The sequence below is a fragment of the Plantactinospora sp. CA-294935 genome (genome assembly GCF_050936445.1).
In the GTDB taxonomy this organism is placed as follows: Bacteria; Actinomycetota; Actinomycetes; order Mycobacteriales; family Micromonosporaceae; genus Plantactinospora.
The window spans coordinates 2120889-2146847 of the sequence record NZ_JBNJMU010000001.1 but is presented as its reverse complement, the minus strand read 5'-3'; the positions used below and the strand labels follow the sequence as shown (position 1 = coordinate 2146847).

Here is a 25959-nt window from a genome sequence, read left to right as displayed (position 1 = left end):
CATGCCGAGCCGCGCAGGCTCCGCGCGTCTACCCCGCTGGCGGACCGCGCTGACCACCGTCGGAACGCCGCTGGTGGGCATTGCCGGGTTCGTCGCCGCCTGGTGGGCGGCGGTTGTCGCCCTGGACGTCGCGCCGTACATCGTGCCGGGGCCACCGGCGGTGGCCGCGGCGATCCGGGACGAGCCGGGCTATCTGCTGCGGAACGCAGCCGTCACCCTCGGCGAGGCGATGGCGGGATTTGCTCTCGCGATCGCCTCCGCCGTGCTGCTCGGGACCGTCCTCGCGGCATCACGCCGGCTCGAACGGGCCCTGTACCCGATGCTGTTGACCCTCAGCAGCACACCGAAGCCGGTCTTCGCGCCGCTGCTCATCACCATCGGCGGGTTCGGGGCAGGACCGAAGGTGGTGCTGGTCTGGCTGATGTGTTTCTTCCCCATCGCCCTGGCCACCAGTACCGGGCTGACCGCCACCTCCGCGGAGTTCGTGGAGTTGGCCAAGTCCCTCAACGCCTCGCGGTGGACCACCTTTCTGAAGTTCCGGGTGCCCGCCGCGCTCCCGCACATCTTCGGCGGCCTCCGGATCGCCCTACCGCTCGCGCTCATCGGCGCGACCGTCGCCGAGTTGTTCGGCGCGACCGAGGGGCTCGGCGTCGTCATCCAGAACGCCGGCACCAACGCGGCCCTGGCCTGGGCGGCGATCGTCGTGCTCGCCGCGATGAGCATCAACCTCTTCTACGCCCTCACCGCCACCCTGCGGGCGATCGCCCCCTGGATCCGGCACACCACCGCCTGACAGCCACGAGGAGACACCGTGACGACCACGTACATCTTCCAGGACGCCGAAACCGACAACGACGTGATGCTCCGGGCTTTGGCGGGCATGTACGACCCGTTCAGCGAGCGCCGGCTCCGCGATGCGGGAATCGCCCAGGACGCCCGCTGTCTGGTGGTCGCGGTGGGCGCGAGCAGCATCGCCGCCACGATCGCCGGGCTGGCCCCGCGCGGCGAGGTGATCGCCACCGATGTCGACCTGCGCCCCTGCCAGCGGGATCCCCGGGTCGACCTGCGCGAGCACGATGTCGTGACCGAGCCCCTGCCCGGGAGGTTCGACCTCATCCACGTCCGGCTCCTACTCGGACACCTGCCGCAGCGGCTCGACGTCCTCAGGAAACTCGTCGACGCCCTCAACCCGCACGGCATCCTGGCCGTCGAGGAGTTCGAGCCGACCTGGCGTACGAGTGTGTTGGCCGCGCCGGACCCCGACGAGGCCGACCGGCTGTTCGGCGCCTATCACGACGCGTTCCAGACCGCGTTGCAGGACGCCGGGAACCGCTCGAAGTGGAGCCGCCGGGTGCACGGTGCGATGCTCGACCTCGGCCTGACGGAGTGCGACACCGTCGGGCACACCGGGACCTGGCCGGGCGGCAGCCACGGATGCCTACTCCCGTGGGGGACCGCTGGTGCCATCCGCCAGAAGCTGATCGATGCGGGTATGTCACCGGCGGACCTCGACGCCTTCCGGCAACTGCTCCTCGTCCCCGAGCTGAGGGTCAAGAGCAATCTCGCGCTGTCCACCATCGGGCGGCGCCCGCGTTGAGCACGGATCGGCTGAGACCGGAAATCGTCGGGGCGGGATCGACGAAGAGACAATCGCACCGAATACCGGCAACCTGCCCGACACCTGACCGAGTGGTGGCAGCACACATTGGATAAGGTCTATCGGGCGCTGCCGACCGACGCCATCGAGTCACGCAGCGTAACGCCCGCTACGGCGGCGGACCGGCACGACGTGGCGTCGTGGAGTCCGTCGGTGCGGGGACCTCGCCACGACAGCCACGCACTTCCGCGTCCGAGACCCTGACAGTTTCGCAAGGAGCCGCCGATGGCCACCGATCCGCATCCGGGCTGGTGTGACCCGGGCGAATGCACCGCGAACTTTCGCGGCACCCACCCCGATTCCTCACCCCCGACCCACGCCAGCCGGTGGTACGACTGCAATCCGCAGGATGACCGGCAGGCGGTCGAGGTCAGGGCTCAACTCGTGCAGTACATCGACGACCCCCAGCCGCGACCCTTCATCCGGTTCGCCCGGACCGACTTCGAGGACCGGCAGGTCTTCCACATCACCGTCGAGCAGGGCGGTGCCCTGGCGGAGGCGCTGACCGACATGCTCCGCCGCGCCGGCACCGTCCTGTCCACCGAGGCACGGCCGCGGGTCGACTCGTCGCCGTAGCCGCCGGCCGGTCCGCTGGTCCGGCGGTGCGGCCCGGTCCCGGTGGGTGGGGCCGGGGCGCGGCCGGTTCGGCGTACCACAATGCGCGGGGCCCGGGACCGTTCTCGGCGACGACATGGCAGGGTGGCCGTATGGCTACTTCGCCCCGCGTCCGTGCGCCCGAGCTGAGGGGCCGCCGGTGGCTCAACACCGGCGGAACGGATCTGACATTGCCGGACCTTCGCGGCAAGATAGTCATTCTGGACTTCTGGACCTTCTGCTGTATCAACTGCCTGCATGTACTGGACGAGTTGCGCCCGCTGGAGGAGAAGTACGGCGACACCCTGGTGGTGATCGGGGTGCACTCGCCGAAGTTCGAGCACGAGCGCGATCCGGACGCCCTGGCCGCCGCCGTCGAGCGGTACGGCGTCGCCCACCCCGTACTCGACGACGCGGAGATGGCCGTCTGGCAGCAGTACGCCGCGAAGGCGTGGCCGACGCTGAACGTGATCGACCCGGAGGGCTACGTCGTCGCCTCGATGGCCGGCGAGGGGCACGCCGAGGGGCTCTCCCGGCTGCTCGACGAGTTGATCGCCACGCACGAGGCCAAGGGCACGCTGCACCGGGGCGACGGCCCGTACGTGCCGCCGGCCGAGCCGGAGACCGCGCTGCGGTTCCCCGGCAAGGCGATCGTGCTGGACGGCGGAAACCTGCTGGTCTCGGACTCGGCCCGGCACTCCGTGGTCGAGCTGGCCCCGGACGGCGAGACGGTGCTGCGCCGGATCGGCTCCACCGAGCGGGGCCGGTCGGACGGCCCGGCCGAGGTGGCCCGGTTCGCCGAGCCGCAGGGCCTGTGCCGGTTGCCCGAGCACGCCGCCGAGGTCGCCGGCTACGACATCGTGGTCGCGGACACCGTCAACCACCTGCTCCGGGGCGTACGGCTGGCGACCGGCGAGGTGATCACCGTGGCCGGTACCGGCCGGCAGTGGCGCTCCACCGTGGACGACCACGCGCACGACGCGCTCGCCGCCGACCTCTCCTCCCCCTGGGACCTGGCCTGGTACGACGACCGGGTCATCGTGGCGATGGCCGGGATCCACCAGCTCTGGTGGTTCGACCCCATCAAGCGGACCGTCGGCGTCTACGCCGGCACCACCGTGGAGGCGCTGCGGGACGGGCCGCTGCCGGACGTCTGGATGGCCCAGCCGTCCGGACTCTCGACCTCTGCCGACGGTCGCCGGCTGTGGGTCGCCGACAGTGAGACCAGCGCGCTGCGGTTCGTCTCCGACGGGGTGCTGAGCACCGCCGTCGGGCAGGGGCTCTTCGACTTCGGCCACGTCGACGGCCCGGCCGAGCAGGCGCTGTTCCAGCATCCGCTGGGGGTCGGCGCGCTGCCGGACGGCTCGGTGCTGGTGGCCGACACCTACAACGGCGCGGTCCGGCGGTTCGACCCGGAGACCGGCACCGTCTCGACGGTCGCCTCCGGGCTGGCCGAGCCGAGCGACGTGGTGCTGACCCCGGACGGCGAGGTGCTGGTGGTCGAGTCCGCCGGACACCGGCTGAGCCGGCTGGCGCCGGGCGCGCTCTCCGCCGCCGGGGCCAGCACGATCGCCGGAAGTCGACACCGTACGGAGCGCCCGCCGACCGATCTCGCCGCGGGTGAGCTGAGCCTGGACGTCATCTTCGAGCCGCCGCCCGGGCAGAAGCTGGACTCCTCGTTCGGCCCTTCCACCCGGCTGGAGGTCTCCGCCTCCCCGCCCGAGTTGCTGCTCGACGGTGCCGGGGTGGGCACCGAGCTGTCCCGCCGGCTGGTGCTGAACGACCAGGTCAGCTCGGGTGTGCTCCAAGTCGTCGCGCAGGCCGCCACCTGCGACGCCGAGGCCGAGCACGCCGCCTGCCACCTGAGCCGCCAGGACTGGGGCGTGCCGGTCCGCATCACCCCGGACGGGGTACGCCGGCTGCCGCTCATCCTGCGCGGCCTGGACGGCTGACCCTCGACCAGGTACGTGACCGGAACCACTGCCCGAATCACTACCTCCGAGTAACCTACGGTGCCGTAACCTGGTCGGGTGAGTACCTCCGCCCCGATCCGGCTGCGCCCCGTCGACCTGGGCAAGCCCCGGATGCGAGGCTGGCTGCACGCGTACGCCTTCTTCGTCGCGGTGGTGGCCGGTGTCGTGCTCTGCGCGATCGCCGCCACCCGGCCGGGCTGGACGCCCCTGGTCAGTTGCGTCGTCTACAGCGTGACGGTCTGCGGCCTCTTCGGCACCAGCGCGCTCTACCACCGGCGGGTCTGGTCCGAACGCGGTTACCGGGTGATGCGCCGGCTCGACCACTCGATGATCTTCGTGTTCATCGCCGGTACGTACACCCCGTTCTGCCTGCTGGTGCTCTCGGCGACGAGCGCGGCCGTACTGCTGCTGATCGTCTGGTGCGGCGCGGTGGCCGGGGTGGCGATGAAGCTGGTCTGGCCGCACGCGCCCCGCTGGGTCTCCGCGCCGCTGTATCTCGCGCTGGGCTGGGTGGCCGTGGCGGTCCTGCCGGACATCCTGGACCGGGGTGGCGTCACCGTGCTCGCCCTGCTGGTCGCCGGAGGCGCGGCCTACAGCGTCGGCGCCGTCTGCTACGCGCTACGCCGCCCCAACCCGTGGCCGACCGTCTTCGGGCACCACGAACTGTTCCACGCCTGCACGCTGGTCGCGGCGATCTGCCACCACGTCGCGATCTACTTCGCCCTGTTCGCCTGACCATCCCCGGGTCCGGCCGACCCGTCGGCGGAACGGCCCGGTCCGGCCACCAGCCGGCCCACGACTCGGTGAACCCGTGCCGGGCCTGGACGCGGTCGCCGACGATGGTGAAGCTGCGCGACGGGCGCAGTGCGATCGGGACGGCGCAGCCGCACCGGGCGGCCGGCGGTCCGTGGCTCAGAGCGGGGGGCCGGGGCGCCGCACGTCGTGGTACTCCTCGACGATCTGCTCCTCCCGCCCCGGCACGCGCGGGTCGACCACCGGGGTGACGACGGTACGGCGGCGGTTCCGCCAGAGGTAGCTGGTCATGATCAGCCCGGCCAGGCCGGCGAGCATCAGTACCCAGCCGACGACGTTCAGGTTGAGCCAGCCCGTCTCGACGCGCACCGCGAAGGCGAGGATCGCGCCGAGAGCAATGAGAAAAATGCTTCCACCGATGCCCACTGTGCCGCCCTCCTAGGCTGTCGACTGAACCTTTGAACCTCCCCTTGCGGTCCGGCGGACCGCAAGGTCGGACGCGGTGCCTGCGCGCAACGCGGTTCAGGTTGGAAAGGTTCACTGGTACCGGTCGTGCCGGTCCCGGCTACGGTCGCGGCATCCATCGACATACCCAGGCGTTTCAAATCCGAATCCGGCAAGCTGGGAAGAGCGTCGCTGTCGGTGCCGAACCGGCAGGACGACGGCCGGACCGGACGGGCCGCGCCAGCCTGGACCGGGCCGTCGGGACGCACACGCCACGCGACCCAGGGAGACCAACGTGACGGATACCAGCGCGGCCGGCCGGACCGGCGGACACAGCGACCCGGGCGGCGTGGGGCGGCCGGACGTACCCGGGCGGAGCCTGGTGCTACTCCGGCACGCCAAGGCCGAGCGGCCCACGACCGCGCCGGACGCCGACCGCCCGCTCACCGCCCGTGGGCACGCGGACGCCGCCGCCGCGGGTGCCTGGCTCGGCCACGGCGGCTACCTGCCGACGGTGGTCGTCTGCTCGCCCGCCAAGCGCACCCGGCAGACCTGGCACGACGTGGCGCTGGGCATGGCCGCACCACCGATCCGCCCGCTCGGCGTCCCGGCCGGACAGACCGCCGCCGCCAGCCCTCCCGGCCGCAGCGATGTGCCGTCGGTCCGGTACGACCAGCGGATCTACCACGGGCACGCGGCGGACCTGCTCGAACTCGTCCGTGCCACGGATCCGGAGGCGAGCACCCTGCTGCTGATCGGGCACAACCCGGCCATCTCGGAACTGTCCACTCTGCTCGATCCGGTGCACGCCGACCCGGAGGGGCTGCGTACCAGCGGAATCGTCATCCACCGGATCGCCGGCGAATGGACGGACGTACGCGCCCAGGCAGGACCGATCGTGAAGTGGCACACCGCCCGGGGCTGACCGACGATCGAATCGCGTACCGGGACGGGTCGGTGCCCGGCCGGTGACATCGCCACCAGGCCGGGCACCGGGGACGTCAGGTGGGTGGCGCGCTCGGCGGCGGCGGATCCGGCGGCGGCGGCATCATCGCCGTCGGATGCGACAGCCGGTTCTCCTCGACGATCAGGGTCCGCGCCCGCTTCTTGCGGTCCTGCCAGTACCACATCGTGGTGGCCAGCACCGCGACCCCGGCCAGGATGAAGACCCAGCCGACCGCCCGAAGATCGAGCCACCAGACATTCGCTCTGACCGCGAACGTCAGGATGGCTCCCAGGGTGATGAGGAAAATTCCCGTACCGATGCCCATGTCCGCTGCACTCCCCCGTGCGATGGGTCGTGGGCTTTCATGACAAATCAGGTCAAACTGCTCCTAGCACCGCCTCAACAATAGCGCGGCGGCCGGGGAGCAACAGCTCCACCGGCCGCCGAAAGAACGCTCGTCGCGGCCCTGCTAGAAGGCTTCCTCGGGCAGGTCCATCAGCTCCAGGTCGGCGCCCTGCACGATCCGCCGGTCAGCACCGATCCGGGGCAGTACCTCCCGGGCGAAGAACCGCGCGGCGGCCAGCTTGCCGGTGTAGAACGCCTTGTCGGCCGCGCTCACCTCGCCGCCCAGCGCCCGCAGCGCGACCTCGGCCTGCCGTTGCAGCAGCCAGCCGACCACCAGGTCGCCGACGGCGAGCAGGAAGCGCCGGCTGCTCAGCCCGACCTTGTAGAGCGCCCGGGCCTCGCCGCCCTGCGCGTCGCCGAGCCACCCGGTCATGGTGCCGAGCATCGCCTGCACCTCGCCGAGCGCCCGGCCCAGCGCGGCCCGCTCCTCCTTGAGCTGCCCGTCGCCCGGCTCGGTCGAATCCGCGCCGGCCGGCTCTCCACCCCCGGACTCCACGAACGCCGCGATCTCGCCGGCCACCGCCATCAGGCTGGTACCGCGATCCCGGACGATCTTCCGGAAGAACAGGTCGAGGCTCTGGATCGCGGTCGTACCCTCGTAGAGAGTGTCGATCTTCGCGTCCCGGACGTACTGCTCCAGCGGGTAGTCCTGGAGGAAACCGGAGCCGCCGAACGTCTGCAACGACTCGTGGCCGAGCAGCTCGTAGGCGCGTTCCGAGCCGACACCCTTGACCACCGGCAGCAACAGGTCGTTGACGCCCTTGGCCAGCTTGGCGGCCGACTCGTCGCCGTTCGCCTCGGCGATGTTGATCCGGTCCTGCCAGGACGCGGTGTAGCAGACCAGCGCCCGCAGGCCCTCGGCGTACGCCTTCTGGAGCATCAGCGAACGGCGCACGTCCGGGTGGTGCGTGATGGTCACCCGGGGCGCGTTCTTGTCCGTCGAGCGGAGCAGGTCGGCGCCCTGTACCCGGCTCTTCGCGTAGTCCAGTGCGTTGAGGTAGCCGGTGGAGAGGGTGGCGATCGCCTTGGTACCGACCATCATCCGGGCGTACTCGATGATCAGGAACATCTGCCGGATGCCGTCGTGCACGTCGCCCAGCAGCCAGCCCTTGGCCGGTACGCCGTGCTCGCCGAAGGTCATCTCGCAGGTGTTCGAGACCTTCAACCCCATCTTGTGCTCGAGGTTGGTCGCGTAGACGCCGTTGCGCTCGCCCAGCTCCCCGGTCTCGTCGTCGAAGTGGAACTTGGGGACCACGAACAGCGACAGCCCCTTGGTGCCCGGGCCGCCGGCACCCTCCACCCCGACCGGCCGGGCCAGGACATAGTGGATGATGTTGTCCGTCAGGTCGTGCTCACCGCTGGTGATGAACCGCTTGACGCCCTCGATGTGCCAGGAACCGTCCGGCTGCGGGATCGCCCGGGCACGGCCGGCGCCCACGTCCGAACCGGCGTCCGGCTCGGTGAGCACCATGGTCGCGGCCCACTGCTTCTCGACGAAGAGCTTGGCCCACTTCTTCTGGCGTTCGGTGCCCTCGCGGTAGAGGGTGTGCGCGAAGGAGGGGCCGCCGGCGTACATCCACAGTGGCGCGTTGGCGCCGAGGATCAGCTCGGCGGCCGACCACCAGAGCGCCCGGGGTGCCATCGTGCCGTCCAGCTCGGCCGGCAGATCCATCCGCCAGAACTCGGAGTCCATCATCGCCTGGTAGGACTTCTTGAACGGCTCGGGCAGCGGCGCGCTGTGCGTCGCCGGGTCGAAGACCGGCGGGTTGCGGTCGCTGGAGGCGTAGCTGGCCGCCAGGTCCTCCCGGGCCAGCCGTTCCACCTCCGCGAGCACGCTCCGCGCGGTGTCGGCGTCGAGTTCGGCGTACGGGCCGACGCCGAACGCCTGGTCCGCACCGAACACCTCGAAGAGGTTGAACTCGAGGTCTCGCCGATTGCTCCTGTAGTGGCTCATACGCCTCTGCCCCCCGGACTCGCGAACACAGGTTACCCGGCAGTAACAGTGGTTATATTACTCGCGGGTAAGTCACCGCGAAGCACCGGCTTCAGTGACCCGCACCACACTGACGGCAACCTGACGAGCGGTGTCGGACCGGACGTGCGGTTGCGCCGCGCTCACCGGACCGGGCCGGTCAGCTGTCGGTGGCGCCGACCTCCCAACTCGGCACCGCCGACGCGGTTGCCGAGTGCGGTCCCGGGTACTCCATCAGGACCAGCGCGATGTCGTCGTCGAGCCGGCCGCGTACCCACTCGACCAGGGCCGTCTCCAGCGAGGCCAGGCCGTCGGCGACCGTGCCGTGCCCGAGCAGCCGCCAGGCCCGGTCCGCGGTCGGGAAGAACTCCCCGTCCCGGCGTGCCTCGCCGAGCCCGTCGGTGAAGAGCAGCAGCCGGTCGCCCGGTTCGAGCCGCTCGACCCGGGGCCGGACCACCGGCATGAACCCGAGCGGCGGCGCGGGGGCCGGCGGCTCCATCGGAATCACCTGGCCGCGACGGAGCAGCAGGGGTGCCGGATGACCACAGTTGACGATCGTGAGCGTGCCGCCGCGCTCCTCGACCAGGGCGGCGGTCACGAAGTCCTCGTCGCCGACGTTGCGGGCCACCGCCCGGTCCAGGTCGGCGACGATGGCCCGCAGGTCGGCCCGCTCGTACGCCACGTGCCGGTACGAGCCGAGCACGATACTGGCCAACCGGACCGCGTCCAGCCCCTTGCCCCGGACGTCGCCGATGATGATCCGCACTCCGTACGGGGTGTCGATCGCCTCGTACAGGTCACCGCCGATGTCGGCGGCGGCGGTCGACGAGATGTAGTGCCCGGCCACCGCCAGGCTGCCGACCTGCGGGCCGACCGGCCGCAGCACCGCCTGCTGGGCCACCGAGGCGAGCTTGGACAGCTCGGCGATCCGCTCCGCCTGCCGCTGCCGGATCACCGCGAAGAGCGCCGCGATCGCCGTGGCCAGCACCACGCCGATCAGGTTGACCGTGGTGGCCAGCGGCACCACGCGGCCGCCCCAGGCCAGCGAGCCGGCCAGCACGGTGGCGATCACGCCGACCGCGAGTACCACCCGCCAGGAGGCGAACGCGGCCGCCAGGAAGGGAGCCGCCGCGACCAGCCCGACATAGTTGACCTTGGATTCGTCCGCGAACTCCACCACCGAGACGAGCGCGAGCAGCACGAGGGCCGCGCCGAGACCGGCGCGGGAACCTTGGCTCAGCGGGCGACGGCCCGGTGGCATCAGTCGCATGGGTACGCGGAACAGCATGCCTGATCGACGACCGCGATTGTACGAAGTTGACTCCTCGTCCGATCGGGTTCTGGCCACCTGGCGCATCCCACCGGTCCGGACCCGCCGGATCTTGTCGACGAGTCAGCCAACCGTTGCAAGTCGAATGAACATTCCTGGCTCACGTACCTCACATCGCGCACCCGCCTGGTCACCGGGCCGGTCGCACCGCTCCATCTCGACCGGGACCGGCGGCACCGTCACCGGACCCGCGCCACCTGCCACCGCTACTCCGTGCCCGCCGCTCAGCCGAGGACCTCGTACCGGACGTCGATGGCGCCGAGGCTCAGCGAGGCGATCGCCTCGAAGGAGGCCCGGGACAGGTCGATGCAGCGGCCCTCGACGAACGGACCCCGGTCGTTGATCCGGACCACCACCGACCGGCCGTTGTCCGGGTTCGTCACCCGGACCCGGGTGTTGAAGGGCAGGGTCTTGTGCGCGGCGGTCAGCGCGTTCGGGTCGAAGGCCTCACCGTTCGCGGTGACCTGCCCCTGGTCGTAGTAGGAGGCGCCGCAGGAGCCGCTCTGCACTACCCGGGCCGGCGGGCTGCTCGCCGGGCGCTTCGTGGCGGGCTTCTTCGCGGTGCTGGTCCGGGTCTGGCTCGGCGAGGGACGGGAACTGGCCCGCGAGGCGCGCTCGGGCGACCGCTCCGGCGTGGGTGTGACCGCGTCCGGGGTGGGCGACGTCGTCACCGGCCCGCTCGGGGTGGCCGGGGTGGTCGCGTCGACCAGGGCCGGCACCGAGGCGGAGTTGGCGGCCGGTTCCGTGCCGAGCTTCACCACACCGGCCGCACCCGCGCCGACCAGCGCGACGGCGACCGCTCCGGCCGCCACCATGCCGGTTGGCCAGCGCAGAATCCGAACTCGGGCATGCTTCCCAGCCACCGCACCGTCCTCTCCCAGGAACAACAGAGATCGGGTCGGACCGTAACGAGGGAGGTACTTCGGAAGTCAACGTGATCATCTGCTTTCGCCCGGGTATGGGGTGAAACGTGTAGCCGATCATCCGACCCTGGGTGGGTCGGACGTGCCCGTACCCGGGTCGGGCCGGAGATGCCGCAAGATGGTCTCCGTGCGGGCGGAGCTGAGCAGGCGGCTGGTCGGGGCGTTCCGGTGGACCGACCCGGGGCCGGAGAGCACGCACCTGGTCAGCGACGTGTCCGGCTGGTGGCGGGACCCGGCGATCCTCGCCGGGCTGGGTCCGGTCCTGGCCGAGCCGTTCCGGACGGACCCGCCCACCGTCGTGGTCGCGCCCGAGGTCACCGGTCTGCTGCTCGGGCCGCTGGTGGCGACCGCGCTCGGCGCCGGCTTCGTCCCGGCGTACAAGAACACCGGCGAGCGGCGGATCGCGGAGCCGACCACCTGGGCGTGGACCGGTTCCGACTACCGGGGCCGCCGGCTGGCTCTCGGGGTACGGAACCGGCACCTGGGGCCCGGCGACCGGGTACTGGTGGTGGACGACTGGGTGGCCAGCGGCGCCCAGGTACGCGCCCTGCACGAGATCGCCGCCCGGCGCGGAGCCACCGTCCTCGGCACGACGTGCCTGGTCGCCGAGGCCGCACCGGAGGTGGTGGCGGAACTCCGGCTCGACAGCCTGCTGACCCCGGCCGACCTGGACCCCTGACCACCCCGCGCCGCCCTTCGGCGCGAACCGTCCGCCGGTGAGGCTGTCAGGCGTCGGGTGCCGGGCGTTCGGTGCGACAGAGCCGGAAGCCGATGTTCGGGGCGAAGTGGTCACCCCACTCACCGTCCCGCCAGCTCGTCGAGGCGCGGGACATCCGGAACGAGACGCTGACCGCGCCGGCACAGTCCGCCCAGGAACCGCCGCGCAGCACCCACTGCTCCCCGTCGACCGGTCCGGTCGGATTGTCCACCGGGCTCTGCAGGTAGTACTCGGCGTCGTACCAGTCGGCGGTCCACTCCCAGACCGAGCCGGCCATTCCGTACAGGCCGTAGCCGTTGGGCGGAAGCCGGCGCATCGGCAGGATCGACAACTCGTCGAACCGGTCGAAGTCGCACCGCTGCGGCGTCGGCGGCTCGTCCCCCCACGGATAGCGGCGGCCGACCAGGCCACCCCGGGCCGCCCGCTCCCACTCGGCCTCGGTGGGCAGCCGGTAACGGACCGTAGCCGTGGAGATCCGCTCGCCGAGCTCCTCGGCCTCCTGCGCGGCGACACAGACCATCGGCTTGTGGTCGTACCCCCACGGCCGGCCCGGGTCCGCCCGGGGCGGTACGCCGAAGACGGACGCCGGGTCGACCGGCTCGCCGCCCCGGGTCAGCGTCATCCGGGGATGGTGGGCGTGCCAGTCGACCGCCCGGGTGGTCTCGTCCTCGCAATATTGCAGGCGGATCCGGTTCGCCCCGTCCAGCATGAACCACCCGCCCCGGTCGATCGTGGCAGCCTCGGCACCGTCCTCCGGCGGGCGTCCGTCCGGCGGCGGCCGCCAACCCATCAACCGGCAGTACGCCGACCAGCTCACCGGGGTCTCGGAGAGCCAGTAGCCGTCCAGCCGCACCCGGTGTACCGGCCACTCGTCCGGGTCGGCCGTGTCCGAGCCCATCAGGAAAGTGCCGGCCGGGACGTACCGGAAGGTCAGGCCGTGCTCCTCGACGGCCAACCGGTCCAGCAGCTCGCGGCGCGCCCCGGCCAGGTCGACGTCACCGGGGTCCAGCGCGTACGCCCGGTCGTAGACCGCCGCCGCGGCCCGCAACTCGCCGACCCGGACCAGCTTGCGGGCCAGCCGGCACAGCCGGACCGGACCGCCGGTCGCCGCAAGCTCGGCGCGCAGCCACTCCTCGGTCGCACCCACCCCGGTCAGCCCCCGCAGCCCGGACGGCTCCGACCGGTCCCCGCCGACACGTCCAGTACGACCAGCGGGTTGCGTACCCGATCCGGCGACCGCCGTTCCAGCGCCACCTGGCCCTCGATCCACGGGTCCGGTGCGTTCACCGAGCCGTTCAGCACCAGGGCCCGGGCCCGGCAGCCACCGCCGAAGGTGGCGGTCCCGCCCCGCGTACTGGCCGGCTCGGTGTGCGGCAGCGCCCGGATCGCCCGGAAACCGGTGCTGTGCCGCCAGATGTCGGCCAACGACCGGTCCCGGACGTTCGCCGCGACGAACCGGGGGCCGAGGAAGCTGCACGGGTTGACGTCGCCGGATACGGAGACCGAGCAGACCAGGTTGCCGGCCCCGCAGCCGTAGTTCTGCTGGATCACCGACTGCGCCTCCCGCCGGGTCTGCGGGCCGAACGGGTCGATCTGGCGCAGCTCCATCCGGTCGTCGTCCATCCGGGCCAGGGTGTTCAACGCGGTGTTGTACTCCGCGAAGCTCGGCATCAGCTCCAGGTGCCGCTGTGCCACCCCGACCGGGTAGAGCGGCCGGAACACCGCCGTGTCCGCGCCCACCTCGCGGGCGAGCCGGGCGCACGCCTCGACCTCCTCGACGTTCGACCGCATGATGGTGAAGGCCAGCGTGAACCGGGCGTACCGGCGGAGCACCGTCAGCCGGTCGAGCACCTTCGCGAAGGTACCGGCACCGCGTACCCGGTCGTTGGTCTCGGCCGTGGCGCCCTCCAGGCTGACGTTGAGCCAGACCAGTTCCCGCCGGCCGAACTCCCGGGCGATCTCCTCGGTGACCAGCAGTCCGTTGGTGGTGACGCAGGGCGCGAGCCCGTGTGCGGTGGCGAGGTCGATGATCTGGAAGAGATCCTTGCGAAGCAGCGGCTCGCCACCGGTCAGCCCGAGCCGGAAGCTGCCGAGGCTGGCCATCTCGGCGAAGAGCCGGTCGATCTCGGCCAGGCTCAACCGCTGCTCCCGGCGCGGCAGGTCACCGGCGAAGCAGTGCGTACAGCTCAGGTTGCAGGCCGAGGCGACCTCCAGGTGTACCGCGAGCGGCCCGGCCAGATGGTCGGCCGGCGGCTCCGGACCGTCGAGTACGACCCCGGCGAACCGGTGCCGCACCGTGAAGAAGCCCAGCTCGTAGAAGTGCTCGTAGAAGCGGAGCATCCGCATCCGCTGCTCGTCGTCGGTGACCTCCGACAGGACCTCGCCGATCGGCCGGTCGACCAGCCGGCGCAGCAGGGCGGTCGCCTCGGCGTCGAACGGCAGGTACCGCGAGGTGCGACGGTCGAAGACCAGGCTGCCGAAGTACTCGGGAATCAGCACCAGCGGGGGCATCCGACCTCCTCCGTCCGTCACCGTGCCGCCCCGCCGTCGGCGGAACCGTCGATCGCGCTGGCGGCGGAACCGTCGGTCGCGCTGGCGGCGGAACCGTCGATCGCGCCGTCCGGGGCGAGCCGGAAGGTCTTGCGTACCCAGATCGGTCCGGTGCCGTCGGGCACGCCCAGCCCGACCGCGCCCAGCTCGCCGAGCTGCCGGACCTGGTAGCCGGCCTGGTCCCAGCCGGTGCCCTCGGGCGGGCGGTGCTCGGCGCGAAGCTCCATCGGCGCCCAGCCGGTGTCGTCGAAGCCCGTACGGGTCCAGGCGTCGTCCGCCGGCTCGGTCGACGACCACCGCCACGTACCGTCCACGGTGGACAGGATCGAGGTCTCCCCGGCCGGCTCAGGGGTGGAGTCGACGTGGGAGTCGCCCGGGCCGTACACGGCGGCGAACATCAGCGCGATGTACGCGGGATCGACCTCGGCGACGGTGCAGGCGAGGACGTGCTCGCCGTACGGGACGACGGGGCGGGCCGAGGGCGGTTCCGCGCCGTCGAGCAGCATCCGGCACTCCCCGGCGGCGTGGAGCCGGATCCGCAGCGGTATCCCGGCGAGCGGGTCGCGCCAGCGGAGCACCACGCCGCCGCAGCCGGCCGGCACCTCACAGTGCCCGTGCTCTTCCAGGATGAACAGCGGCGACTCCTTGGCGTACCTCGACACCGAGTTGAGCCTCAGTTCCCGGTCCCGCATGCCCACCTCTCGTGCCGGCCGTCCCAAGGTCGCCCAACCTATCGCAGCGATGCCATTCCGGGACGTACCCTTCCGGCCGCCGCTTCCGCTGGTCCGATGGTTATCCACAGGGCCGCGCGGTTCTCCACAGGTTGTTCACAACGTGATCCACGTTCCCGCACGCCGGCTTCCTACAGTCAGGGCTTAACGCTTCCCCGTGGCTGGAAGCCGGGGGATTTCTGGCTCGGACCGCACCCGACCACCATCGCGGAAGGAGGTGATCGCATGTCTCACGTCGTCGGCACCAGCACGGCCGCGTTCTGCCGTGGCGAGGATCGTCCTCGCGGCGTTCCGGTCCCGACACGCGGTGTACCCGCAGATGTCGCACCGGAAGACTCTGACACCCAGCCCGAGGCGGTACTTGGCTCTCGTACCGCACTGCGAGCAGGTCATCGTGGTAAAGGCGGGCGGCACCAACACCACCCTCCGGCCCGCCCGCAAGCCACGGTCAACCAGTTCCCGCTTCGCCGTCCCGATCGCCGCATCAGCAGCCTTACCCGCCATCCGGGACCTGGCCAGGAACGTCGGCTTGAAATCCTCAACGGCGATCGTCGCGTGGTTGTCGACGATCTTCTTCGCCCAGACGCGGGCGTCGTGGATGTTCTGCCGGGCCGCCTTCCTGGCCAGCTTCGCCGCCTGCCGCTTGGCCCGCAGGTAGCCGCTCGACGACTTCACACCCCTTGGGCGCCGACGGCGGGCCATCCGGCGCTGGAGTTTGGCGAGTTCGGCGGCACACCGTTTCCGGTGGCCGAGATACGGCAAGTCGTAGGCCGGGTCGGTGGTCGTCGCGGTCGTGATGACACCCCAGTCGACACCGATCGCACCTTCGACGTCGGGCGCGGGCGTGGTGTCGCGGCGCACGACGAAGGAGGCGTACCAGTGCCCGAGCGTGTCCTGGTAGACGCGGACGCTGGTCGGATCGGACGGGCACCGTCTCGCCCACATCGGCAACCATCTCAGCCGCATCCGACAGTTTTGGCCCCGCAGAGGAGTCGACGCCATGCCGAAAACCAACACAACGCCGGACCGCCCTTTCCTCCCCATGGCTAAAGCCAGGGGTTTCTCGGGCGGCTCTTGATGATGGAACGCCGGATCCTGGTCGTGGAGGACGAGCGCACCATCGCCGAGTCGGTGGCCGCCCGGCTGCGTGCCGAGGGCTTCGTGGTGGAGATCGCGCGGGACGGGCCGGGCGCCGTCGAGGCGTTCCGGAGCGGCCGGCCGGAGCTGGTAGTCCTCGACGTGATGCTGCCCGGCTTCGACGGCCTGGAGGTGTGCCGGCGGATCCAGGCCGACCGGCCCGTCCCGGTGCTGATGCTGACGGCCCGGGACGACGAGACGGACCTGCTGGTCGGGCTCGCCGTCGGTGCCGACGACTACCTCACCAAGCCGTTCTCGCTGCGCGAACTCGCCGCCCGGGTGCACGCGCTGCTGCGCCGGGTCGACCGCGCCACGGCCGCGGCGCGCAACGGCGTGGAGATCCTCCGGATCGGGGGGCTCGAAATCAACCAGGCCGAGCGGCGGGTCCGCCGCGACGGGGTCGAGGCGCACCTGACCCCGACCGAGTTCGACCTACTGACGCACTTCGCCAACCGGCCCCGGATGGTACTGCCCCGGGAACGGCTGCTCGCCGACGTCTGGGGCTGGGCCGACAGCTCGGGCACCCGCACCGTCGACAGCCACGTCAAAGCCCTGCGCCGCAAACTCGGCGCCGATCTGATCCGCACCGTGCACGGTGTCGGCTACGCGTTGGAGGTACGGCCGTGACGAGCTTCTGGACCACCGTCAACCGGACGATGGACGTACTGCCCCGACCGCTGGACCCGATCTGGTCGATCAAGCTGAAGCTCGGCATCCTGATCGTCGGTTCGGGTGCCGCCGGGATGACCGTGTTCATCCTCGGCATCGGCTGGCTGCCGCCCTGGACCACCGGGACGGCCATCGGGCTGGCGCTGCTCACCTCGCAGGTGCTGGCCCACGGCATGACCTCGCCGCTGCGCGAGATGACGGCGGCGGCCCGGGCGATGGCCAGGGGCGACTACACCCGGCAGGTCCGGGCCAGTTCCCGGGACGAGGTCGGCACGCTGGCCGCCGCGTTCAACCAGATGGCCGGAGACCTGGCCGAGGCCGACCGGCGCCGCCGGGAGCTGATCGCGAACGTGTCGCACGAGCTGCGTACCCCGATCACCGCCCTCCAGGGCTTGCTGGAGAACATCGTCGACGGGGTGGCGGAGCCGGACCTGCCGACGCTGCGGGTCGCGCTGGCCCAGACCGAGCGGCTCGGGCACCTGGTCGCCGACCTGCTCGACCTCTCCCGGCTGGACGCCGGGGTGCTGCCGCTGCGCCGGCAGAACGTCGACGTGGCGGAGTTCCTGGACGAGGTGGTCCAACAGGCCAGGGTCACCGCGGCCGGCGCCGGGCGCGACGTCCGGTTCAAGGTACGCCAGCAGTCCGCGGAGCTGACCGTGCAGGCGGATCCCCGACGGCTGCACCAGGTCTTCGCCAACCTGCTGGACAACGCCGCCCGGCACAGTCCGCCCGCCGGCACCGTACTGGTCGCCGCGCAGCGGGTCGGCGACGAGCTGCGGTTCGAGGTGACCGACGAGGGCGAGGGGATTCCGGCCCGGCTTCGGCCGGAGGTGTTCGAGCGCTTCACCCGGGGCGAGCGGACCAGCGACGGCGGCACCGGGCTCGGCCTGGCGATCGCGCACTGGGTGGTGGATCTGCACGGCGGCAGCATCGCCGTCGCCGACCGTCCCCTGGTCGAGCCCGGTCCGGCCAACCGCTCGGACCGTCCGGTCGGCTGCCAGATCCGGGTCAGCCTGCCGGTGGTGGCGCCGGCTGCCGGGGACCACTCCGCCGTACTGGTAGAACAGCGTTGAACGAGGTGGAACCGAGGATGAACGACCAGCCGACCGGGCCCGCGAACGGACCCACGAACGGGCCGACCCTGCAGGGGCAGCCGGATCCGGCACCCCGCACCGGCACGCCGCCCACCCCGCGCCCGGCACCGACCCCAGCAGCCGCGACGGCCGCACCGCCTCCGAGGCAGGGGCCGCCCGTGCCCGGTACCTGGGCGGCGCTCGGGGGCCTGCCCGCGCCGTCCCCGACATCCCGGCCGCTCCCGCCGTCCCCGACATCCCGGCCGCTCCCGCCGCCTCCGCCGTCCTGGATCGCGACCCGCTGGCCCGGACCGGCCGGCGGCCCGACCCAGCCGGTGCTGGTCGGAGTGGCCGCAGCGGCAGCCGTCGCCGCGGTGAGCCTCCCGCTGACCCGGCCCGGTGTCGGTTGGCTGGTCGCCGGAGTTGCCGGAACGGCGGCCCTGGTCACCGCCGCCTGGCCCACCGCACGTCCCGCGACCACCGCCGACGCCGTCCACCCGGCCAGCGACCCCGGCTCCACCCGGCCGAAGAGCGTGCCCGACCCCGCTACCCCGCCATCCGCACCGCCCCAGGCAACAACCGCACCCTCTCAAGCCCCGGCCACACCGCCGCAAGCAGCAGCCACACCACCCCAGAGCCCGGCGACGCCACCCCAGGCGGCAACCGCACCGCCCCAGGCGACGGCCGTAGCGGTCAAGGGGCCGGCCGCACCGGTCGGGAGGGTGAGTCGGCCGCTCGGTGGATGGCAACGGATCGGCTGGCTGCGGCCGTTCTGGGCCGCCACGACCGTCGCGCTGCTCGGCGTCGGCACGATCCGGGCGGCGGGCTGGCTGTTCGTACTCTGCCTGCTCACCGCAGCGGTCACCGCGACACTGACCCTCGCGGACGGCCGGTCGGTACGCGCGATGCTGCTCTCCGCCCTGGTCCCACCGGCGGCCGTGATCCGGTCGCTGACGTGGCTGGCCAAGAGGCGGGCCGGGAACGCCCGGTCGGGCCGGGGACCGGCGGTCGGCCGTACGCTGGTCAGCGTCCTGGTCTCGGTCGGCCTGTTGGTGGTCTTCGGCCTGCTCTTCTCCTCCGCCGACGCGGCCTTCGCCGGGCTGGTGGACGCGCTCCTTCCGGAGCTGTCGGGTGCCACGGTGTTCCGCTGGGTGTTCGTGTTCGGAGTGGTCGGCGCGGCGCTGCTCGGTGGGGCGTACGTGCTGGCGGCCCCGCCGGACCTGACCGGGATGGCGTCCGGCCCGAGCCGGCGACGGCTGCGCCGGGCCGACTGGATACTGCCGGTCGCACTGCTCGACGCGCTCTTCGCCGGGTTCGTGGCGGTGCAGGTCACCACCCTCTTCGGCGGTTCGGACCACGTACTGCGGACCGCCGGCCTCAGCTATGCCGAGTACGCCCGGCGCGGCTTCTGGCAGCTACTCGCCGTCTCCCTGCTCACCCTGCTGGTGATCGGTGCCGCCGCCCGCTGGGCGCCCCGGGAGAGCCGGGCGGATCGGGCGCTGGTCAGGATCCTGCTCGGCGGGTTGACCCTGCTCAGCCTGGTGGTGGTGGCCTCGGCGCTGTTCCGGATGGATGTCTACGCCGACGCGTACGGCGCGACCCGGCTCCGGCTGCTGGTCGCGGTCTGCGAGGCGTGGTTGGGGCTGGTCTTCGTGCTGGTCGCGGTGGCCGGGGTACGGCTGGCCGCCCGCTGGCTCCCCGGGATGGCGCTCGGTACGGCGGTACTCGCGCTGCTCGCCCTGGCGGTGGCGAACCCGGACCGGCTGATCGCAGAGCACAACGTCGACCGGTACCGGCAGAGCGGCCAGATCGACGTCGCCTACCTGTCCGGGCTCTCCGCCGACGCGGTACCGGCGCTCGACCGGCTGCCGGATTCGCTGCGTGACTGCGCGCTGTGGAGCCTGGCGGCCGGTTCCCGACCAGACGACTGGCGGGAGACCAATCTCGCCCGGATCGAGGCCCGGCGGATTCTGGCCGAACGCCCGGCGACCAGCCGAAGGTTCTGCCCAACCCGATCCGGATGGTGACCTGACCCAGCCCTGACGACGACTTGACTTTCCCGCGCAGGATGTCCACCCCGGGCTGCCCAGCGTCCAGGTCCACGTCGTGCCGTCAGACGTCGGGCTCTATCCCGGGCTGGCCGGGTCGTTCATCATCGCCACGATGGAGGACAACCGCCAGTACGGCCACCTGGACCACCAGATCGGCACCGACATCATCGAGCGCCCCGGCGACATTGCTAATCTGGCAAGGTCGTGGGAGGCCGTGCGGAGCGAAGCGCTCCCGAACAGACAGTCGCTTGACTTGATCAAGGAAGTGGCCAAGAGATGGACGTGACCGGCGCACGGTGGCGGAAGTCGACCCGCTCGTGCGTCCGCCACGGCTTCTGGTGCCTCGTCTTTGAACGGTGATCGGGTAACCCGTTGCTTCCGGGTACCTCTCGGGCTGGCGATCTCTTGACGTTGATCGTGTATGCGGTGGTGTGGGGTTGGGATACCTGCCAGCGAGACTGTCGAGCTGCCCCGCCTGTGCGCCCACTGTCCCGGGCCGTCCAGGCCCCGACCCCCGCCGGCCGGTCGACCCGAACCGCATCGCCATGTGCCGTCTCGGCAAGCCCGACTCTCCGTGCCCCGTCTGTGCACCCAGCTCGACAGTCCGCGCACCAACCACTCCCCAGCCGGGCCGCCGGGTCGCTCATCCTGGCCAGCCGGGCCGCCCGCCCAGCGGCGCCGGTGCCACGTCACACAGCCCGGGACCGGTGATCCGGGATCGCGGATCGTGGAGACGATCGCAGAGGCGCGGAGACAGCCTGCGGAGAGGTACCCGGACCACCGGATTACTCGATCAACCTTCAAGGACGAGGCACTAGCAGCAACGTCGTCCGGTTAGTCGGGTTGGTCGGCTGTCAAGGGCTGGTGTCGAGGATGTCGATCTCAATAGTGGCTTTGTAGGTGGTTCGGTTGAGGTCGGGGCCGCAGGCGGGCGGAGGACTTTTGCCGGTGACCAACCGAACGGGCTGCCCGACGCAGCCCCGATGGTGACTTGACATTCCCGGCCAGCCGGTGAGACTGCCGGGGTGGCCATCCCCATCGATCGGCAGCCGGAGCCGGGGCCGCCCGGAGCGCCCCGCCGGACCCGGGTGGTACTGGCCGAGGTGGCCCGCAGCGGCACCGGTGCCGAGCGGACCAGGGCCGAGCTGACCCAGCAGACCCAGGTCGGCGAGGCCCTGCTCCGGGGACTGATCCGCGCCCAGCTCGCCCTCGCGCTGCGGCTGTCACTGGTGGTCGGGATCGGGCTCGGCGGTCTGCCGCTGCTCTTCGCGATCGCCCCGGAGGTCGGCGCGGCGAAGCTGTTCGGGGTCAACCTGCCCTGGCTGCTGCTCGGGGTGGCCGCCTTCCCGTTCCTGGTCGCGGTCGGCTGGGCGTACGTGCACCTGGCCGAGCGCAACGAGCAGGACTTCACCGACGTGGTCCAGCGGCCGGAGCGCTGAGGTGGACAACGCCTACACGGTGCCGGCGATCATCGTGGTCACCCTGGTCACGGTCGCGATCGGCTTCTACGGGCTGACCCTGGCCCGGACCACCTCGGACTTCCTGGTGGCGTCCCGGATGGTCAGCCCGACCTGGAACGCGGCGGCGATCGGTGGGGAGTACCTGTCGGCCGCCTCGTTCCTCGGCATCGCCGGCCTGATCCTCAAGTACGGCGTGGACGTGCTCTGGTATCCGGTCGGTTTCGCCGCCGGCTATCTGGCGCTGCTGCTCTTCGTGGCCGCGCCGCTGCGCCGCTCCGGCGCGTTCACCCTGCCCGACTTCTGCGAGCTGCGGCTCGGCTCGCGACGGCTGCGCAAACTGGCCACCGCCTTCGTGGTCTTCATCGGGTGGCTCTATCTGGTGCCCCAGTTGCAGGGAGCCGGGCTGACCCTGACCACGGTCGCCGGTGGACCGTACGAGCTGGGTGCGCTGCTGGTCGGTGCCGTGGTCACCGCCAACGTCGCACTGGGCGGGATGCGGGCGGTCACCTTCGTGCAGGCGTTCCAGTACTGGCTCAAGCTGACCGCGCTGGCCGTACCCGCGATCTTCCTGGTGTTGCAGTGGCAGGCGGACGCCCGACCGCCGGTCACCCCGGTCGGTGGTCCGGTCTTCGCGGCCGCGACCACCGTCGTGGTCGAGGAGCCGGCGAAACTCACCCTGCCGGACGGCTCCTCCCGGGAGGTACGCCCCGGCGAGGAGCTGTCGTTCGCGGCCGGCGACCCGGTGCCGGAGATCTCCAGCGTGGCCGCCGCCCGGGGGCCGGACTGGCTGCTGCCGAGCATGGCCGGCAACGACGACCGGGGCCTCTTCGCCACCTACTCGCTGATCCTGGCGACCTTCCTCGGCACGATGGGGCTGCCGCACGTACTCGTGCGGTTCTACACGAATCCGGACGGCGCGGCGGCCCGGCGTACCACCCTGGTGGTGTTGGCCCTGGTCGGCGCCTTCTACCTGTTTCCCACCCTGTACGGCGTGCTCGGCCGGATCTACACCCCGCAACTGTTGCTGACCGGGCGGACCGACGCGGCGGTGGTACTGCTGCCCGGTGCGGCGCTCGGCGACGGCCTGACCGGGCAGTTGCTGGCCGCGCTGGTCGCCGCCGGAGCGTTCGCCGCCTTCCTCTCCACCTCCTCCGGCCTGCTCACCAGCGTGGCCGGGGTGCTCTCCACCGACGTGCTCGGCCGCGGCTCGGTACGCGACTTCCGGCTGGCCACGGTCGTCGGCGGGCTGGTGCCGATGGTGCTGGCGCTGAACGTCTCCGGGCTGGACGTCTCCCAGGTCGTCGGGCTGGCCTTCGCGGTCGCCGCGTCGAGCTTCTGCCCGCTGCTGGTGCTCGGCATCTGGTGGCGCGGGCTGACCGACGCCGGGGCGGCGGCCGGAATCCTGGCCGGCGGGGGTGCGGCGGTCGGCGCGGTGCTCTTCACCGTGGTCGGGCCGGAGTTGGCCGGCTGGCCGGCCGTCCTGATCGCCCAGCCGGCCGCCTGGACCGTGCCACTGGCCTTCACCGTGATGGTCACCGTCTCCTGGGCCACCCGGCGCCGGGCCCCGACCGACGTCGCCGCGACGATGCTGCGGCTGCACGCCCCGGAGACGCTCCGCCTCTGAACTTCTGGGTCCGCTTGCTGGAAGGTCCCGGTGCCGACCGCCATCCCGATCCGGGCCGGCACAATGGTGCGGTGAGCCGAGCCGAGCCGCCGGGCGGGCAGATCCACCACACCGACCCGTTCGCCACCCCGGAGCGGGACCGCTCCCCGCTGCGCCGGCTGCGCGGCCGGCTACCCGCGCCGGTGACGCTCTGGACGGCGTACGCGTCGACGGATGGCGACCCGGCCGGGCTGACCGTCTCGTCCACGCTGGTCGCGGACGGCGAACCGGGTCGACTGCTCGGACTGGTCGACGAGGAGTCGGAGCTGTGGGCGGCGGCATCCGCCAGCGGGCGGTTCGCGGTCACCCTGCTCGGCCCGGCGCACCGGCAGCTCGCCGACCGGTTCGCCGGGCTGTTCCCGGCCCCGGGCGGGCTCTTCGCCACCGGTGAGTGGACGCGCACGCCGTACGGGCCGGTGCCGGGCGGGGCCGGGATCGGCGGCTGGGCCGGCTGCCGGCTGGACGGCGCCCGGGAGTACGGCTGGGCGCTGCTGGTCGAGGCCACCATCGAGACGGTCGAGCTGACGGGTACTGCCGCACCGCTGCTGCATCACCGCGGCCGCTACCGCGACCTGACCGATTAGCGACGCTCGCCCCGGCGACGGCGGGGACGGTCGTCGGCCGCCGGCAGACGACCGGTCAGCGTGACGCACAGTGGCCAGCCGGGCCTGTCGCCAAGCGGCGTGACCGGGGTCACTGGGCGCAGCCACCGGCCCGTTCGGCGCAGCCGGCGACCAGGCTCCGGATCACTGCTTTCCGATATCCGGACTGCTCCATACGGTGCGCGGAAACTCCCCTGCCCCTGCGAAGGTGGTGAGACCAGCATGTCTACGGACACTCCCGCACCGGCCAGCGCACCGCCGGACCGGTACGTCGCCGTACAGCAATCGGACGAGTTCGCCGGGTTGCGCAAGGCGCTACGCGGCTTCGTCTTTCCGATGACCGTGGCGTTCTTCCTCTGGTACGCGCTCTACGTGATCCTCTCCGCGTACGCGCGCGGTTTCATGGGCACCAAGCTCGTCGGCAACATCAACGTGGCCCTCGTCTTCGGCCTGTTGCAGTTCGTCTCCACCTTCCTGATCGCCTGGCTCTACTCCCGGCACGCGGAGCGGAAGCTGGACCCGATCGCCGACAAGATCCGTGAGGAGCTCAACGGCGCGACGGACGAGCAGAAGGAGGCGACGTCATGAGTCGAGACGTCCTGGCCGGGTTCACCCTGGCCGCCGAGGCGGGGAGCAGCACCGCCCGTACCCTGACCATCACGCTCTTCCTGGTCTTCGTCGCGGTGACCCTGGGCATCACGATCTGGGCCAGCCGGCAGACCAAGACGGCCACCGACTACTACGCCGGCGGTCGCTCGTTCTCCGGCTTCCAGAACGGCATGGCGATCGGCGGCGACTACATGTCCGCCGCCTCGTTCCTCGGCATCGCCGGCATCATCGCGCTGTACGGCTACGACGGCTTCCTCTACTCGATCGGCTTCCTGGTCGCCTGGCTGGTCGCCCTGCTGCTGGTGGCGGAGCTGCTGCGGAACTCCGGCCGCTACACCATGGCCGACGTGCTGGCGTTCCGGATGCGGCAGAAGCCGGTCCGGACCGCGGCGGCGGTCTCCACGATCACCGTCTCGATCTTCTACCTGCTGGCCCAGATGGTCGGCGCGGGCGCGCTGGTCGCGCTGCTGCTGGGCATCCGGCCGGGTACCACGTTCCTCGGCATGGACGCGGAAGCGGCGAAGATCGCCACCATCATCATGGTGGGCGCCCTGATGATCATCTACGTCACGGTGGGTGGCATGAAGGGCACCACCTACGTGCAGATCGTCAAGGCGTTCCTGCTGATGAGCGGCGCCCTGGTGATGACGATCCTGGTGCTGGCGCACTACAAGTTCAACCTCTCCACCCTGCTCGGCGACGCGGCGAACGCCTCCGGCAAGGGCCAGGCGTTCCTCGAACCAGGGCTTCGCTACGGCGTCGAGGTGGCCGGGGACGCGACGAAGACCTTCTACAACAAGGTCGACCTGCTCTCCCTCGGCATCGCCCTGGTGCTCGGTACCGCGGGCCTGCCGCACATCCTGATCCGCTTCTACACCGTGCCGACCGCCAAGGCGGCCCGGAAGAGCGTGCTCTGGGCGATCGGCATCATCGGCACGTTCTACCTGTTCACCCTGGCCCTCGGCTTCGGCGCGGCGGCCCTGGTGGGGCGGGAGGCGATCACCGCGCAGGACGCGGCGGGCAACACCGCGGCACCGCAGCTCGCCGAGGCGCTCGGGGTCGACTTCTTCGGCGGCGACGTCGGTGGGGCCGCAATGCTCGCCGTCATCGCGGCGGTCGCCTTCGCCACCATCCTCGCGGTGGTCGCCGGGCTCACCCTGGCCTCCTCGTCCAGCCTGGCGCACGACTTCTACGCCAACGTGGTCAAGGGCGGCCAGGCGTCGGAGCGGCAGGAGGTCAACGTCGCCCGGATCTCGGCACTGATCATCGGCGCGATCTCGATCGTGCTGTCGATCTTCGCGCAGAACCTGAACGTGGCGTTCCTGGTGGCCCTGGCCTTCGCGGTGGCGGCCTCCGGCAACCTGCCGGCGATCCTCTACAGCCTGTTCTGGAAGAGGTTCAACACCTCCGGCGCGGTCTGGGCGATCTACGGCGGCCTGATCAGCGCCGTCGGGCTGGTGTTCTTCTCCCCGGTGGTCTCCGGGGCACCCAGCGCGATGTTCCCGGAGCAGGACTGGCAGTGGTTCCCGCTGTCGAACCCGGGCATCATCTCCATCCCGGTCGGCTTCCTCTGCGGCTGGATCGGCACGATCATCTCCAAGGAGACGGACGCCGAGAAGTACGCCGAACTGGAGGTGCGGGCCCTCACCGGCGCCGGGGCGCACTGACCGGCGCACCGTCGACGCTTTTCGACGATCAC

Annotated in this window: 24 protein-coding genes and 1 pseudogene; 16 read left to right on the top strand and 9 right to left on the bottom strand. The window is 71.5% G+C overall.

Going from position 1 to position 25959, the window contains the following annotated elements:
* Nucleotide 1 precedes the first annotated feature (1 nt).
* The 5 genes from ACQEVC_RS09680 (at nucleotide 2) to trhA (ending at nucleotide 4959) form a co-directional block, all read left to right on the top strand.
* Nucleotides 2–793, top strand: a complete 792-nt coding sequence (locus ACQEVC_RS09680) for an ABC transporter permease (protein WP_432875344.1) — start codon at nucleotides 2–4, stop codon at nucleotides 791–793.
* An 18-nt stretch (nucleotides 794–811) separates the two neighbouring features.
* Nucleotides 812–1597, top strand: a complete 786-nt coding sequence (locus ACQEVC_RS09675; RefSeq protein WP_432875341.1) for a class I SAM-dependent methyltransferase — start codon at nucleotides 812–814, stop codon at nucleotides 1595–1597.
* 285 nt (nucleotides 1598–1882) lie between these two features.
* Complete coding sequence (locus tag ACQEVC_RS09670; RefSeq protein ID WP_432875338.1) at nucleotides 1883–2233, top strand: hypothetical protein; 351 nt, start codon at nucleotides 1883–1885, stop codon at nucleotides 2231–2233.
* A gap of 131 nt (nucleotides 2234–2364) precedes the next feature.
* Nucleotides 2365–4203, top strand: a complete 1839-nt coding sequence (locus tag ACQEVC_RS09665) for an NHL domain-containing thioredoxin family protein (protein ID WP_432875336.1) — start codon at nucleotides 2365–2367, stop codon at nucleotides 4201–4203.
* A 78-nt stretch (nucleotides 4204–4281) separates the two neighbouring features.
* Entirely contained in the window at nucleotides 4282–4959 is a 678-nt protein-coding gene (gene trhA, locus ACQEVC_RS09660) for a PAQR family membrane homeostasis protein TrhA (RefSeq protein ID WP_432875332.1), read from the top strand.
* 177 nt (nucleotides 4960–5136) lie between these two features.
* Here the strand turns inward: trhA and ACQEVC_RS09655 are convergent, their stop codons facing one another.
* Nucleotides 5137–5403: a DUF6458 family protein gene (locus ACQEVC_RS09655; protein ID WP_432875329.1), complete on the bottom strand. Its 267-nt coding sequence runs from the start codon at nucleotides 5401–5403 to the stop codon at nucleotides 5137–5139.
* Between the two features lie 367 nt (nucleotides 5404–5770).
* Between ACQEVC_RS09655 and ACQEVC_RS09650 the strand changes: the two genes are divergently transcribed.
* Nucleotides 5771–6346 (top strand): SixA phosphatase family protein, encoded by a 576-nt coding sequence (locus ACQEVC_RS09650; protein ID WP_432891231.1) that lies wholly within the window; start codon nucleotides 5771–5773, stop codon nucleotides 6344–6346.
* A gap of 76 nt (nucleotides 6347–6422) precedes the next feature.
* Here ACQEVC_RS09650 and ACQEVC_RS09645 read toward each other — a convergent pair whose 3' ends face one another.
* The 4 genes from ACQEVC_RS09645 to ACQEVC_RS09630 form a co-directional block, all read right to left on the bottom strand.
* Nucleotides 6423–6692, bottom strand: coding sequence for a DUF6458 family protein (locus ACQEVC_RS09645; protein WP_203859392.1), 270 nt, complete (start codon nucleotides 6690–6692; stop codon nucleotides 6423–6425).
* A 144-nt stretch (nucleotides 6693–6836) separates the two neighbouring features.
* Nucleotides 6837–8726 carry an acyl-CoA dehydrogenase gene (locus ACQEVC_RS09640; protein ID WP_432875325.1) on the bottom strand — a complete coding sequence of 630 codons (1890 nt, stop codon included), beginning with the start codon at nucleotides 8724–8726 and terminating at the stop codon, nucleotides 6837–6839.
* A gap of 178 nt (nucleotides 8727–8904) precedes the next feature.
* Nucleotides 8905–10032, bottom strand: a complete 1128-nt coding sequence (locus ACQEVC_RS09635; RefSeq protein WP_432875323.1) for a PP2C family protein-serine/threonine phosphatase — start codon at nucleotides 10030–10032, stop codon at nucleotides 8905–8907.
* 266 nt (nucleotides 10033–10298) lie between these two features.
* Nucleotides 10299–10937 carry a septal ring lytic transglycosylase RlpA family protein gene (locus tag ACQEVC_RS09630; RefSeq protein ID WP_432875320.1) on the bottom strand — a complete coding sequence of 213 codons (639 nt, stop codon included), beginning with the start codon at nucleotides 10935–10937 and terminating at the stop codon, nucleotides 10299–10301.
* 187 nt (nucleotides 10938–11124) lie between these two features.
* Between ACQEVC_RS09630 and ACQEVC_RS09625 the strand changes: the two genes are divergently transcribed.
* On the top strand, nucleotides 11125–11676 hold the full coding sequence (locus ACQEVC_RS09625; protein ID WP_432875318.1) for a phosphoribosyltransferase family protein: 552 nt from the start codon (nucleotides 11125–11127) through the stop codon (nucleotides 11674–11676).
* A 46-nt stretch (nucleotides 11677–11722) separates the two neighbouring features.
* Here the strand turns inward: ACQEVC_RS09625 and ACQEVC_RS09620 are convergent, their stop codons facing one another.
* From ACQEVC_RS09620 to ACQEVC_RS09605, 4 genes are all read right to left on the bottom strand, one after another.
* Complete coding sequence (locus ACQEVC_RS09620) at nucleotides 11723–12862, bottom strand: SUMF1/EgtB/PvdO family nonheme iron enzyme (RefSeq protein ID WP_432875315.1); 1140 nt, start codon at nucleotides 12860–12862, stop codon at nucleotides 11723–11725.
* Between the two features lie 5 nt (nucleotides 12863–12867).
* Complete coding sequence (locus tag ACQEVC_RS09615; RefSeq protein WP_432875312.1) at nucleotides 12868–14226, bottom strand: radical SAM/SPASM domain-containing protein; 1359 nt, start codon at nucleotides 14224–14226, stop codon at nucleotides 12868–12870.
* Nucleotides 14227–14243: 17 nt separating this feature from the next.
* Complete coding sequence (locus tag ACQEVC_RS09610; protein WP_432875309.1) at nucleotides 14244–14957, bottom strand: hypothetical protein; 714 nt, start codon at nucleotides 14955–14957, stop codon at nucleotides 14244–14246.
* 183 nt (nucleotides 14958–15140) lie between these two features.
* A complete protein-coding gene (locus ACQEVC_RS09605; RefSeq protein WP_432875306.1) occupies nucleotides 15141–15962 on the bottom strand; it encodes an RNA-guided endonuclease InsQ/TnpB family protein in 822 nt (273 codons plus the stop codon).
* A 111-nt stretch (nucleotides 15963–16073) separates the two neighbouring features.
* Here ACQEVC_RS09605 and ACQEVC_RS09600 point away from each other — a divergent pair, with 111 nt between their 5' ends.
* The 9 genes and pseudogenes from ACQEVC_RS09600 (at nucleotide 16074) to ACQEVC_RS09560 (ending at nucleotide 25927) form a co-directional block, all read left to right on the top strand.
* A complete protein-coding gene (locus tag ACQEVC_RS09600) occupies nucleotides 16074–16760 on the top strand; it encodes a response regulator (protein ID WP_432875303.1) in 687 nt (228 codons plus the stop codon).
* A complete protein-coding gene (locus ACQEVC_RS09595) occupies nucleotides 16757–17875 on the top strand; it encodes a HAMP domain-containing sensor histidine kinase (RefSeq protein ID WP_432875300.1) in 1119 nt (372 codons plus the stop codon). Before ACQEVC_RS09600 ends, ACQEVC_RS09595 begins: the two co-directional genes overlap by 4 nt.
* A gap of 722 nt (nucleotides 17876–18597) precedes the next feature.
* The gene (locus tag ACQEVC_RS09590; RefSeq protein ID WP_432875297.1) at nucleotides 18598–19902 is read left to right on the top strand and encodes a DUF4153 domain-containing protein; all 1305 of its coding nucleotides are present in this window, start codon (nucleotides 18598–18600) and stop codon (nucleotides 19900–19902) included.
* A gap of 55 nt (nucleotides 19903–19957) precedes the next feature.
* Nucleotides 19958–20212 carry a Scr1 family TA system antitoxin-like transcriptional regulator gene (locus ACQEVC_RS09585; RefSeq protein WP_432891228.1) on the top strand — a complete coding sequence of 85 codons (255 nt, stop codon included), beginning with the start codon at nucleotides 19958–19960 and terminating at the stop codon, nucleotides 20210–20212.
* A 745-nt stretch (nucleotides 20213–20957) separates the two neighbouring features.
* Nucleotides 20958–21365 (top strand): hypothetical protein, encoded by a 408-nt coding sequence (locus ACQEVC_RS09580; RefSeq protein WP_432891225.1) that lies wholly within the window; start codon nucleotides 20958–20960, stop codon nucleotides 21363–21365.
* A gap of 1 nt (nucleotide 21366) precedes the next feature.
* On the top strand, nucleotides 21367–23010 hold the full coding sequence (locus tag ACQEVC_RS09575) for a cation acetate symporter (RefSeq protein WP_432875294.1): 1644 nt from the start codon (nucleotides 21367–21369) through the stop codon (nucleotides 23008–23010).
* A gap of 89 nt (nucleotides 23011–23099) precedes the next feature.
* Nucleotides 23100–23633 (top strand): annotated as a pseudogene (locus tag ACQEVC_RS09570) (flavin reductase family protein); the annotation flags it as partial.
* Between the two features lie 240 nt (nucleotides 23634–23873).
* Nucleotides 23874–24239: a DUF485 domain-containing protein gene (locus tag ACQEVC_RS09565; protein ID WP_318398919.1), complete on the top strand. Its 366-nt coding sequence runs from the start codon at nucleotides 23874–23876 to the stop codon at nucleotides 24237–24239.
* Nucleotides 24236–25927 carry a solute symporter family protein gene (locus ACQEVC_RS09560; protein ID WP_432875291.1) on the top strand — a complete coding sequence of 564 codons (1692 nt, stop codon included), beginning with the start codon at nucleotides 24236–24238 and terminating at the stop codon, nucleotides 25925–25927. Before ACQEVC_RS09565 ends, ACQEVC_RS09560 begins: the two co-directional genes overlap by 4 nt.
* Nucleotides 25928–25959 lie beyond the last annotated feature (32 nt).